The 12,051-nt window shown below is 42.2% G+C and carries 10 protein-coding genes; 5 read left to right on the plus strand and 5 right to left on the minus strand.

What is annotated here, in order from left to right:
* Nucleotides 1-92: 92 nt before the first annotated feature.
* Nucleotides 93-1,724, minus strand: a complete 1,632-nt coding sequence (locus MCT08_RS08100) for a methyl-accepting chemotaxis protein (protein ID WP_274678217.1) — start codon at nucleotides 1,722-1,724, stop codon at nucleotides 93-95.
* A 293-nt stretch (nucleotides 1,725-2,017) separates the two neighbouring features.
* On the opposite strand from MCT08_RS08100, the gene queD reads away from it, so the two are divergent.
* Nucleotides 2,018-2,377, plus strand: coding sequence for a 6-carboxytetrahydropterin synthase QueD (queD, locus tag MCT08_RS08105; RefSeq protein ID WP_053312305.1), 360 nt, complete (start codon nucleotides 2,018-2,020; stop codon nucleotides 2,375-2,377).
* Between the two features lie 66 nt (nucleotides 2,378-2,443).
* Here the strand turns inward: queD and MCT08_RS08110 are convergent, their stop codons facing one another.
* From MCT08_RS08110 to MCT08_RS08120, 3 genes are all read right to left on the minus strand, one after another.
* Complete coding sequence (locus MCT08_RS08110) at nucleotides 2,444-3,805, minus strand: L-serine ammonia-lyase (protein ID WP_053312304.1); 1,362 nt, start codon at nucleotides 3,803-3,805, stop codon at nucleotides 2,444-2,446.
* Between the two features lie 116 nt (nucleotides 3,806-3,921).
* On the minus strand, nucleotides 3,922-5,175 hold the full coding sequence (locus MCT08_RS08115; RefSeq protein WP_053312303.1) for an aromatic amino acid transport family protein: 1,254 nt from the start codon (nucleotides 5,173-5,175) through the stop codon (nucleotides 3,922-3,924).
* Between the two features lie 288 nt (nucleotides 5,176-5,463).
* Nucleotides 5,464-6,069, minus strand: a complete 606-nt coding sequence (locus MCT08_RS08120) for a CoA pyrophosphatase (protein ID WP_171375430.1) — start codon at nucleotides 6,067-6,069, stop codon at nucleotides 5,464-5,466.
* A gap of 171 nt (nucleotides 6,070-6,240) precedes the next feature.
* Here MCT08_RS08120 and MCT08_RS08125 point away from each other — a divergent pair, with 171 nt between their 5' ends.
* Together MCT08_RS08125 and MCT08_RS08130 are read left to right on the plus strand one after the other, a co-directional pair.
* Nucleotides 6,241-6,780, plus strand: coding sequence for a heme NO-binding domain-containing protein (locus MCT08_RS08125; RefSeq protein WP_053312301.1), 540 nt, complete (start codon nucleotides 6,241-6,243; stop codon nucleotides 6,778-6,780).
* A gap of 7 nt (nucleotides 6,781-6,787) precedes the next feature.
* On the plus strand, nucleotides 6,788-8,488 hold the full coding sequence (locus tag MCT08_RS08130; RefSeq protein ID WP_053312300.1) for an ATP-binding protein: 1,701 nt from the start codon (nucleotides 6,788-6,790) through the stop codon (nucleotides 8,486-8,488).
* Nucleotides 8,489-8,502: 14 nt separating this feature from the next.
* On the opposite strand, the gene pabB is transcribed toward MCT08_RS08130, so the two are convergent.
* A complete protein-coding gene (gene pabB / locus MCT08_RS08135; RefSeq protein ID WP_053312299.1) occupies nucleotides 8,503-9,885 on the minus strand; it encodes an aminodeoxychorismate synthase component 1 in 1,383 nt (460 codons plus the stop codon).
* Nucleotides 9,886-10,060: 175 nt separating this feature from the next.
* Between pabB and MCT08_RS08140 the strand changes: the two genes are divergently transcribed.
* Together MCT08_RS08140 and MCT08_RS08145 are read left to right on the plus strand one after the other, a co-directional pair.
* A complete protein-coding gene (locus MCT08_RS08140) occupies nucleotides 10,061-11,581 on the plus strand; it encodes a fumarate hydratase (RefSeq protein ID WP_053312298.1) in 1,521 nt (506 codons plus the stop codon).
* A 101-nt stretch (nucleotides 11,582-11,682) separates the two neighbouring features.
* Nucleotides 11,683-11,868 (plus strand): hypothetical protein, encoded by a 186-nt coding sequence (locus tag MCT08_RS08145; RefSeq protein ID WP_261915461.1) that lies wholly within the window; start codon nucleotides 11,683-11,685, stop codon nucleotides 11,866-11,868.
* Nucleotides 11,869-12,051 lie beyond the last annotated feature (183 nt).

The following is a 12,051-nucleotide window of genomic DNA, read 5'->3' on the forward strand; positions in this document are numbered from 1 at the left end:
GAAACGAACAAAAAACAAGCTAAACATTGGGTTGCTTATTACTTTTTTAATTCAATGGCACATATTACCTGTCAATTCGCTAGCATCAACCTTTATTGTCGATTAGACGAAGAATTCTTCGCTGAAAGGGTAAATTGATTCATTAATGTTTCTAAACGTTGTGAAAGCTGTTCTAAATCAACACTGATCCCGCGAGTTTGTGTGGCCGATTGAGAGGTATCGTCGGCATGGCGTGTGATAATTTCAATTTTGCCTTGTACGTCTTGGCTAACTTGTGTGGTTGTTCGAGTTTGTTCTTGAATCGAAGTGGCGTGAACCAGTACTTGTTCCATCTCTGCAACGACATTTGTCATAGTGGAAGAGAGTTCTTCGACTTCGGTTGAGCGTTTATGCGCTTGTGAGCAGACAGAATCAACCGATGAAAGGGAGGCGTCACTGTTATGTTTAAATTGTGCGATAATTTGCTCGATACTCCCTGTCGCTTCTGCAGTTCGAGAGGCGAGTTGACGTACTTCATCGGCAACGACCGCGAACCCACGCCCTTGCTCCCCAGCACGAGCAGCTTCAATGGCTGCATTGAGAGCCAGTAAATTGGTTTGTTCTGCGATGCCTTTAATGGTTTCGAGAATTGAGGAAACTTGTCCGGTTTGGCCGTTTAGTTCGGATATTTTGTGCCTAACAGATTCGATATCACCGACTAGACCTTTGATGTCTTCGCTTGCCACATGAGCTTGTTGAGCACTTTGCTGCGCGACACTCGCAGTGTGTTTAATTAATGTTGATGCATCGATAGTTGCTTGTTCAACTTGTTGCTGTTGAGATTGCATTTCCTCAATGTTGATCTGTACATCAGAGGTTTCACGTTGTTGGTTATCTGCTGCTTGGTCGGTGACTTGTGCTACATCTGTCAATTTATTTGCAGACTCTGCGAGTGAATGGGAGGTGTCTTGCACTTTGACTAAGCTGTCGGAAACGGTATCCATCAGGGAATTAATTGATTGGGCAAGTTGACCGAGTTCATCGGTTCTATCGTCGCTTAAACGTTGAGACAAGTCTTTACTTTTACTCACGCTACACATGAATCGTGACGTTTTTTGGATAGGCCGTACAATTATTTTTCGGATCAAGGCGAGGGTAATGATAAAACCAACAAAAGCAATAGAGGCCATGATACCAACCGCGATAACGGTATGCTTGCTCATCATCTGGTTGACATGGCTTAAGTTATATTCAAGACGAATGGCACCTAACACAGTACCCTCTTCAGCCATATGGCAGGCAACACAATTGGTTCCCCGGTAATCGCTGCTTGACTTCATTGGTAGCGCAACGACTAATCCTTTACCCCAATCGGCGCTAATTGGTTCTATAATGGTTTCGCCGCTGAGTGCACGTCTATCAATATCATCAAGTGGTTTTTGATTTTCTTGTCCAGGTCCGTAGAGTTTGCTTACCGCGTCCGCGCGTAATACTCGGACTTGTTCAATGCCGTCTTGCGCTAAGGCTTTTTGGCGCAAGGTTTCTTTTTGCGCCATAGTCCCTGTGATCATCATCATATTAAGGCTATCAAAATAGTTGCTGGCTTTATCATGCAGTTGTTCACTGAGCACTGAGTTGAGCAGATCCCGTTGTTGGGTATATTGATAAGTTGTTGATACGGCCAATACAACCGCAAAAACAGAGATGAGGGTTAAGAGTAATTTAGACGTTATTGTTGAGTTCATGATAATTTTATAGTTATAAGTTAAAGGCAATGTAAATATAGCGTTAATTACAACTACTGCAAAAGTAGTAGTTTAGGGAGTGTGACCTTAGACAAATTATGGTTTTGTATCTGCGATATTGCACTTGTCTTATCAAGCTTTTGACATTAAAGCCATTTTTCTGGCAGCTAACATGAAATAACCATTTTAAAGTTCAGTTTAACTGTATTGCTGGAGATTAATATTAAGGTGAACTTGTGTCATTAGGCCTTATTACTTAGTATTGCGTGTCTTTCTAAAGCCAGAGAATCAAGATGAAAACAGAATTATATAAAGAGTTTATGTTTGAAGCAGCTCATCATTTACCACATGTACCTGAAGGACATAAATGTGGTCGCTTGCACGGACACTCTTTCTTAGTTCGTCTGTATGTAGAAGGGGAGGTAAACCCGCATACAGGATGGGTTGTTGACTTTGCGGAAATAAAAGCCGCATTTAAGCCTATTTATGATCGTTTGGATCACTATTACTTGAACGATATCGAAGGACTCGAGAATCCAACCAGCGAAGTTTTAGCACAATGGATTTGGCAACAATTGAAACCTGCACTCCCACTATTGAGTAAGGTAGAGATTAAAGAAACGTGTACTGCTGGTTGTATCTACAAAGGCTAATGTTTTAGTGGTAAAAAAGAAACCCAAGCATTCTTGCTTGGGTTTCTTTTTACATAGATAGAGTGTCTAGCACACGACTTTAATAGCCAAACCACCTTGTGAGGTTTCACGGTATTTAGCATTCATGTCTTTACCGGTTTCCAGCATCGTCTCGATAACTTTATCAAGTGAGACACGGGGGGCTGAAGAACGACGAAGCGCCATACGTGTTGAGTTAATAGACTTAACTGCAGCAATACCATTACGTTCAATACAAGGGACTTGCACTTGACCTGCAACAGGGTCACAGGTTAGGCCAAGGTTATGTTCCATTGCAATTTCTGCTGCCATACATACTTGCTCAGGGCTACCGCCCATCAGCTCAGCAAGACCTGCTGCTGCCATAGAACATGCCACACCCACTTCACCCTGACAGCCCACTTCCGCTCCAGAAATTGAAGCATTACGCTTGTATAGACCACCGATAGCGCCTGAAGCGGCGAAGTAACGGATGTAATCTTTCTCGGTAACAGTTTGAATGAATTTATCGTAATACGCTAAAACGGCAGGGATAATACCACAAGCACCATTGGTTGGCGCTGTTACGACACGACCACCCGCTGCATTTTCTTCATTGACTGCAAAGGCGTACATATTAACCCAGTCAACAACCGCCATTGGATCGTTGGTTGTTTTTTCTGACGTCATTAATTGTTGACGAAGCGCAGCGGCACGACGAGGAACGCGCAGAGGACCAGGCAAAATTCCTTCGGTATTCATACCACGATCCATACACTCGCGCATGGTTTTCCAAATGTTAGCAAAATAGGTGCGAACTTCTTCATCAGAGTGCAATGCTTTTTCATTCGCCATGACCAGAGTGCTGATGGAAAGACCACTGTCCTTACATTGGTTCATCAGTTCTTCAGCACTGGTAAACACATACGGAACTTTGATTGGGTTTTCTTTCTCTTTACCAAAATTCTCTTCATCAACGATGAAACCACCACCGATCGAGTAATAAGTTTTCGAGTAAGCCACTTCGTCATCAATCCACGCGTGGATCTGCATACCATTTTCATGCAAAGACAAGTTAGTTTTGTGGAAATTCATTCCACCATCTTTAGGAAATGATACGGTGTGGCAGTGCATGCCAACAGGAAGGCGCTCTGTTTCTTCAACACGAGCAATAAAGCTTGGAATTGTATCTATATCGACTTTCTCAGGGGTATTACCAGCAAGACCCATGATGATAGCAATATCCGTGTGGTGACCTTTCCCTGTCAGTGATAATGAACCATAAACGTCCACGGTGATTTTAGTGATGTCGCGCAATTTTCCCATTGAACGTAAATCATCAATAAATTCTTTACCCGCTTTCATTGGTCCCACTGTGTGTGAGCTTGAAGGACCAACACCGATTTTATAGATATCAAATACACTAATCATATCGATTACCTCAAAAGTAAGCCCCCCTATCAAAGAGGGAGGCTTCTTATTATTGTTATATTCTGTATTCAGTTATCAAAGTCATTGTCTTCAGTAGTCGAAGCCAATACACCAGATTAAAGAGCGCCGTAGATTACAGAACTAATCGCAGCAAGACCACAGATAGTTGTGAAAATCTGTACTGGTGCTGAAGTCTTGTACTTAGCCATTGCTGGAACTTTATGCATAGCAAAGATAGGCAATAGGAATAAGATACCAGCGATCATTGGTGCACCCATGGTTTCGATCATGCCAAGGATACTTGGGTTAACAATAGCTACAACCCATGTTGTCAACACGATGAAAATCAGTGACATTTTTTCAATTTTGCTAACAGAGCTATTAGAGCGAGACTTAATCAGACCAACTAAACCTTCATGAGCACCTAGGAAGTGACCAAAGTAGCTTGATGTGATTGCCGCGAAAGCAACGAGAGGACCCATGTAAGAAATCATTGGAGACTCGTGGATGTTCGCTAAGTAAGAAAGAACAGATATGTTTTGTTCTTTTGCTAAAGCTAATTGCTCTGGTGATAGAGAAAGAACCACTGAGAATACGAAGAACATCACAAAGCCCATCAGCATCATTGCTGCACCACCAGTGATCATGTCAGTTTTTTTCACTGCATTGTCACCGTATTGCAAACGTTGTTCTTTAGAGAACTGACTGATAATTGGACTGTGGTTGAAAGAAAACACGATGATTGGAATTGCTAACCAAACAATAGTTGGCATTGCAGACCAGTCAGGTGCGACTTCGATCATTGAAGTGTTCCATTCTGGAATCAGGTAGAACGATAGTGCTAATAAAACCAACACCAATGGATAAACCATGGCTGATGTTGCTTTTAGCATCAACTCTTTACCAAATACTACGCCTGCAGTCATAGCGGCAATCAGTGCGCCAGACAGCAGCCAACGAGGAATCGATTCCATGCCGACTTGGTTTACAAGGAAAGAATCCACAGTGTTGGTGATGCCCACACCATAGATAAGAACAATAGGGTAGATGGCGAAAAAGTAAGCGAAAGTGATAAGGTTTGCGCCAGTTTTACCAAAATGTTCTTCTACTGTATCTGTGATATCTGCATCAACACTTTTTGCAGAAAGGACGAAGCGTGCTAGACCTTTATGCGCAAACCAAGTCATTGGTGCAGCAATTAGGGCTAAGATAACTAATGGCCAAAAACCACCAGCGCCAGCTTTAATTGGAAGGAAGAGTACACCAGCACCAACTGCTGTACCAAAGAGGGAAAGACACCAAGTGAAATCTTTGTAAGTCCACTTGCTAGACGATTGTGCGGCAGAAGTTGCCGTAGTTGTGTTATTCATTTTGTGTTACTCATTTTTGGGAACAGGAAATAAGTCGCGGGCATTTTGCATAATTTTCTCATAAGAAAAATAGATCTAAATCATGTAACGCTCGAGCTTATTGGACGATATATCAAAAACCAATTTTTGATCACGAAAATGGCGTGCTACATGTGAGGATTGTTAATGGATTGGATTAGTAAAAGTTATCGGAAATGATGTTTGATTAACATTTTTCCACGTTAGAAGATTGCTAGTATGCTAATCGGTAAAGACAATGTGATTGTTTGGGTAAACTAATGAGTGAGATTAAGTGGGTGAAATGATATGAGTCTGTAACGCCTGAATAATTTGCGCGGTCATACCCCATATGAAATGTTGTTGGTATGGGATGGCAAACACACGGTGTGCTTGGTTTTTCACTTGAAACAGTCCACTGTATAATTTTGTGCGATCGAATAAATAATTAGCTGGTACTTCGAACAATTCTTCGACCTCGTTATCGTCTAATTTGGCTTGATAATCTGGTTGGATAAACGCCACGACAGGTGTGACAGAAAATTTACTGACGGTAACTAGTTCTGGCAAATGCCCCAAAATTTCGATCTGACTGGCTTTTATACCCGTTTCTTCTTCTGCTTCTCGTATCGCGGTTTGGTATAACGAGTGATCCCATTCTTCATATTTGCCTCCTGGGAAACTGATTTGGCCAGGATGATGTTTTAAATGAGCTGCGCGTTTTGTTAACACCACATATAACCCTGCTTCACGCTCAACAAAACCAACCAGTACGGATGCGCGTCGTAGAGATGATGAGGAGAGGTGAGCCACTCTTTGTAGTGATTCAGCATGGTATCCCACAGGTCGATTAAGTTGAAAGCTTTGAATGAAATCGATTTTAGTTAGCTTGAACACAATTTCTCCCTTGCAAGCGATAGTAGATGACATGCACCTAAGCATAGTTATTAACACTACAATTAATCATAGGATAAAAGAGTTAGCCTGTTGATAATTTAGAATATCTGTTATTTGAAATTACGTATTTTATAGCTCATGCTTTAATTAGATTAACCCAAGGATATCGCAATGAAAGGAATTATTTTTACTGAATTTATGGAATTAGTGGAAACGAAATTTGGCCTCGAAGTATTAGATGAAGTGCTGGAACGTTCTGATGATTCGGGGATATATACATCAGTGGGTAGCTATGATCACCGTGCGTTAGTCAAATTAATTATTGAGCTGAGTAAAATGACAGGTGTATCTGCAGAAGAGTTACAACGCGTCTTTGGCGAGTATGTTTTCAAAAATTTATATGCTTCACTTCCATCGAATGCAAGCTTGTTTCAATGTGATACTTGCTTTCAGTTCATTCGTCATGTTGAAGATTATATCCATATTGAGGTAAAAAAACTCTATCCTGAAGCAAAACCACCTAAATTTGAATTTATGAATGAAAGCCAAACAGAGCTGATTTTCGACTATAAAAGTGCTCGTTGTATGGCGCATGTGTGCTTAGGGCTAATTGAAGGGTGTGCAGATTACTTTAATCAAAGCGTTGTAATCGAAATGCAATCGCAAAATGCTGATAGCAGTCATGTTCGTTTTACTGTGATGTTGAGTTGATGGCATTATGAGCACCGATGGCCCATTAGAACGTAAATTATTGAGAGAAATTGCTGCTCGCAAAGAAGCTGAAAAGCTGCTTGAGCAGAAAAGTTACGACTTGTATCAATTGAACCAACGGCTTGATTTGGCGCTTAAACAACTCGAGATTAAATCATTGCGTGATTTGCGAAAATTTGAATTTGAGGAGCAGATCGATGAAACCTTGATTTATTTTGGGCGAGCCTTCTTAAGTCGAACGTTGGATGACACGCTGCTAGCCATGTTCATCAAGCGACTTAGTGAAAGCTCAGTGATTGAATCGACCTATTTGCAATTTTCACATTCAATCTTACCTACTTTAAGTTGTCTTGAACTTGGCAACGATCAGTTAAAAACCATTGATTCTGAGCAGCACGACATTAGCTGGCAACAAGATAATCTTTATGTGCCAATTATTGTTGAGCGACAGTATGTCGGTCGATTAATTTTCGAAGTGAAATTCGACAGTGTGGAAAGAGACTTCATTATTAACCAAATGGCGTTAGTGGGTGAATTACTGTGCAGTGCAATCAGTCGGCAACTGATCATGACGCGCCATATAGAATCTCGTAAGCGTGCCGAAGAATCAGAAAAATCGACCAAAGAATTTGTAGCAATGATAAACCATGAATTGCGTACCCCACTTAATGGTTTACTAGGTAGTGCAGAGTTATTAGCCGATACACCATTGAACCGAGAGCAGTGTGATTACTTAGCCAATTTAAAGCATTCAGGCGATATGCTGCGGATCATTATCAATGACTTACTTGATTTTAGTAAAATGAATGCTGGTATGATGCAACTGATCCCAACGCAGTTTCATTGGAATGTTTTTGAGCAAGCGCTGGTGGGTATATTAATGCCTAAAGCGCAAGAAAAACGACTCTCTTTTGTAATCGAAAAGCAAAGTGATTTTCCACAGTGGTGGGTTGGTGATGTGGAAAGACTTAAACAGGTTCTGGTCAATTTAATTGGTAATGCAATCAAGTTTACCCACCAAGGTGAGGTACGATTAACGCTTAAATGGGTTAATAAGCAATTAAATATCATAGTCAGTGACACGGGAGTTGGTATTCCAAAGTCGGCTCATGCCAATTTATTTGATCCTTTTATGCAAGCAGATCGTTCAAGTAAACGTAATTTCGAAGGTACTGGGCTAGGACTTGCTATTTGCAAAAGCTTGGTTGAACTGATGGAAGGGGAACTTTGGTTCGAAAGTGAACAAGGTGAAGGAACCCAGTTTTTTATTACATTACCTTTGCAAACCTGCAGTGGCCAAATGTTACTTGAGTCTGTGACGCAAGCGAGTGAGCATGCAATACCGCTAAGTTCTCGATCTATTTTAGTGGTGGATGATATCCGAATGAATCAAATCATCATCAATCAAATGTTAAAAATGCTGAACATTCAACCTGATATTACTACCAATGGGGTTGAGGCTGTAGACGCGGCACAGCGTAATACCTATGACCTGATTTTTATGGATTGTCGAATGCCAGAAATGGATGGATTTGAAGCTACTCAATTGTTACGGGAAAAGGGATATTCTATACCGATTATTGCATTGACGGCAGGAACGACGTTAGAAGAGCGCGAGCGTTGTTTACAATGCGGAATGGACGATATTCTGACTAAACCATACACAGCCAACGATCTTGAACGAATGCTGATCAAATGGCTGTGCTAATGGACGAGCAAACTTTAAGTAAGGATGGGTAAGATGCGACTGAGTTTATCCAATGTTTCTTGATATTCCGCTTCCCATTGGCTATCTGCAACAATGCCACCGCCAGCCCAGACATATAGCTGGTTATTTTCTGCCACAAGAGTACGAATGGTGATGCTTGTATCCATTTGCCCATGGCGACTGATATAACCAATACTACCGCAATAAGCGCTACGGCGATGAGGCTCTAACTCTTCAATAATCTCCATTGCGCGCACTTTAGGTGCGCCAGTGATAGAACCACCGGGGAAACTGGCCCTTAATAAATCAGCCGCTGAATATTGGTTTGCGAGCTCTGCTCTAATGGTGCTAACTAAATGATGAACCGCAGGAAAGCTCTCTATATCAAATAATTTTGGCACATGCACACTTCCAGGCTTTGCGACTCGCCCGACATCATTGCGCAGCAAGTCAACGATCATCAGATTCTCTGCCTGATCTTTCTCTGCACAAGCCAGTTCGCTGGCATTTTCTGCATCTATTTTAGGGTCATGATTGCGGGGACGTGTGCCTTTAATTGGCTTGGTCTCGATGACGCCTTGTTTGACTTGCATAAATCGTTCTGGGGAAACACTAATAATGGCACATTCGGCAAGACGGATGAATGCCGAAAAAGGTGCTGAATTAACCGCCTCCAGTTTTTGGTAAGCATGCCATTCATTGCCTTGGTAAGTTGCTTGAAAACGTTGCGCGAGATTAATTTGATAGCAGTCGCCATCTAATAAATAGCGTTGAATTTGCTCAAACTTACCTTGGTATTGTTGCTTGTTCATATTTGAGCACCATGGTGAGGTTAGCTCAAAATGGTCGGTATTTAGTGAAGGTTGGTGGTTTAACCAATGCCAAGCGTTTTCAACATCAACACCAACAACGTAAGCACTTTGCTTTTGATGATCAACAATGACCGCCCATTGATACAGTCCAACCGCCATATCCGGTGCCGATAAATCATGTTCTGCAATGGTTGGAAGTTGTTCAACTCGTCTGCCCAAGTCATAAGCAAAATAGCCTAATACACCACCAACAAAGGGCAAGTCTTCAGTAATTTCAATATCGGGTAAGTACTGATTCTGCAATTGGCTGAGTAGCTTAAAGGGATCAAGTTGCGAATGATACTGGTATTCTGGCTCACATATCGTAGTGCGATGACCATGAGTTGTCAGCGTAACAATCGGTTGCGCTACTAGAATATCAAAGCGGCTATCGATGTGAGATGTTGAACCGGAGCGTAATAGCATTGCCCATGGGAGTTGTTCGATCTTAGAAAACAATTGATGAGCGAGATCGACATGGTAAGTCAGTGATTTGACATTAATCTTATTTATTTCGTTGTTATTCATTTGTGTAATTTGTGACAAAGAGACCGATCACTACATGGCGTGTTGAGGAAAGCAAGAGTATCATAAAAAGCGAATTAAAAGCTGCTACTTGATTGAATCACCTCAATAAGTCGAATTGCGCCACTAGGCTTACTGCTTATTGACTGAGGATCAGGCAACAGTCAAAGGAAGCATAACAATAACGAGGCATGCAATGACGGTAATTCGCAAGCAGGACGTGATCAGCAGTGTCGCTGATGCACTTCAATATATCTCTTACTACCACCCCCTAGATTTTGTTCAAGCCCTAGAAAAAGCTTACCACCGAGAAGAAAGCCAAGCCGCAAAAGATGCGATTGCGCAAATACTGATTAACTCTCGCATGTCGGCTGAGGGGCATCGCCCAATTTGCCAAGATACTGGCATTGTTACCTGTTTTGTTAATATCGGTATGAATGTTCAGTGGGACTCTGACCTTACTGTGCAAGAAATGGTTGATGAAGGTGTGCGTCAGGCTTATACGAACCCGGATAATCCATTGCGTGCTTCTGTTTTGATGGATCCTGCTGGTAAACGTATTAATACAAAAGACAATACGCCAGCGGTTGTTCATATCAATATGGTGCCTGGTGATAAAGTAGATATTCAAATCGCAGCCAAAGGTGGCGGTAGTGAAAATAAAACCAAAATGGTCATGCTCAACCCGTCAGACGACATTGCTGAGTGGGTAGAGAAAACCTTACCGCTGATGGGCGCTGGCTGGTGTCCACCGGGTATGCTTGGGATTGGCATTGGCGGAACCGCAGAAAAAGCGGCTGTATTAGCCAAAGAGTCATTGATGGAACACATCGACATTCAAGAACTGATTGATCGTGGTCCACAAAATGCTGAAGAAGAGTTACGTCTTGATATCTTTAATCGCGTCAACAAATTGGGGATTGGTGCGCAAGGCCTTGGCGGTCTAACCACTGTGGTAGACGTCAAAATTAAAACGGCGCCAACGCATGCCGCTTCAAAACCGGTGTGCATGATCCCGAACTGTGCGGCTACGCGCCATGTTCATTTCACGTTAGATGGCTCCGGCCCTGCTGAACTTACACCACCGAAGCTAGAAGATTGGCCACAGATCACTTGGGATGCTGGAGCCAGTGCCCGTCGTGTTAATCTTGATAGCGTTACTAAAGAAGATGTTCAAGATTGGAAAACAGGTGAAACATTACTGTTGTCCGGCAAAATCTTAACTGGTCGTGATGCAGCGCATAAGCGCATTCAAACCATGCTGCAAAATGGTGAAGGTTTGCCAAAAGGTGTCGACCTCAAAGGTAAATTCATTTACTACGTAGGGCCAGTTGATGCGGTTGGTAGCGAAGTCGTTGGCCCAGCAGGCCCAACAACATCGACACGGATGGATAAATTCACCGACATGATGCTTGATGAAACAGGTATTATGGGCATGATTGGTAAAGCAGAGCGTGGACCTGCTACCGTTGAATCAATCAAAAATCATAAAGCGGTTTATCTCATGGCCGTTGGCGGCGCTGCATACTTAGTTGCGAAAGCCATTAAGAAAGCACGCGTTGTGGCGTTTGAAGATTTGGGCATGGAAGCGATTTATGAGTTCGATGTTGAGGACATGCCGGTCACGGTTGCTGTCGACTCGCGCGGGGCAAATGCTCACCAAATCGGCCCTGACACATGGAAAGTGAAGATTGCCGAAGCGGAAAGCAAAGCTTAGTCTAAGCGAATAATGATCAGATATAACTGCAGCTTCGGCTGCAGCTATTGTCTTCAACTTAATGAAAATCCGCTAATTATTAGAAACGTCGGGAGGGCACGATGCCTCGATTTATTCAGATTTTACAAATTGCGATAGCCGTTGTCGTCGGTGCCTTTATTGGTTACGACCTGATTTTGCATGGCATCAGCATTTTTAATGAGAAGTACGTAACGATAACTTGCGTACTATGGTTTGTTTTAGAAATTGCTTTGTTTGTGATCTACAAACTGATTGAAGAAGACTGAGTTCTACGTTTTCCAAGAGTGGGCCTTTCGAGGTTATATCTTGAACAAGATATAAGTCCAAAGATAAGTATTGTCTTTATGTAGCAGCAACTCTGGTTAAGCCTCTGATTTTATTCGGAGGCTTTTTTGTTCATCTCGTATTAAGATAGATGAATGCACAATAGCGCCAGTGAATAAATTGGA

Origin of the sequence: Vibrio aestuarianus, assembly GCF_028858425.1 — a bacterium.
GTDB lineage: Bacteria > Pseudomonadota > Gammaproteobacteria > Enterobacterales > Vibrionaceae > Vibrio > Vibrio aestuarianus.

Coding starts and splice junctions, on each gene's coding strand:
- MCT08_RS08100 (WP_274678217.1), bottom strand. CDS start 1,724: ATGAACTCAACAATAACGTCTAAATTACTCTTAACCCTCATCTCTGTT.
- MCT08_RS08130 (WP_053312300.1), top strand. CDS start 6,788: ATGAGCACCGATGGCCCATTAGAACGTAAATTATTGAGAGAAATTGCT.
- MCT08_RS08110 (WP_053312304.1), bottom strand. CDS start 3,805: ATGATTAGTGTATTTGATATCTATAAAATCGGTGTTGGTCCTTCAAGC.
- MCT08_RS08115 (WP_053312303.1), bottom strand. CDS start 5,175: ATGAATAACACAACTACGGCAACTTCTGCCGCACAATCGTCTAGCAAG.
- MCT08_RS08125 (WP_053312301.1), top strand. CDS start 6,241: ATGAAAGGAATTATTTTTACTGAATTTATGGAATTAGTGGAAACGAAA.
- MCT08_RS08140 (WP_053312298.1), top strand. CDS start 10,061: ATGACGGTAATTCGCAAGCAGGACGTGATCAGCAGTGTCGCTGATGCA.
- queD (WP_053312305.1), top strand. CDS start 2,018: ATGAAAACAGAATTATATAAAGAGTTTATGTTTGAAGCAGCTCATCAT.
- MCT08_RS08145 (WP_261915461.1), top strand. CDS start 11,683: ATGCCTCGATTTATTCAGATTTTACAAATTGCGATAGCCGTTGTCGTC.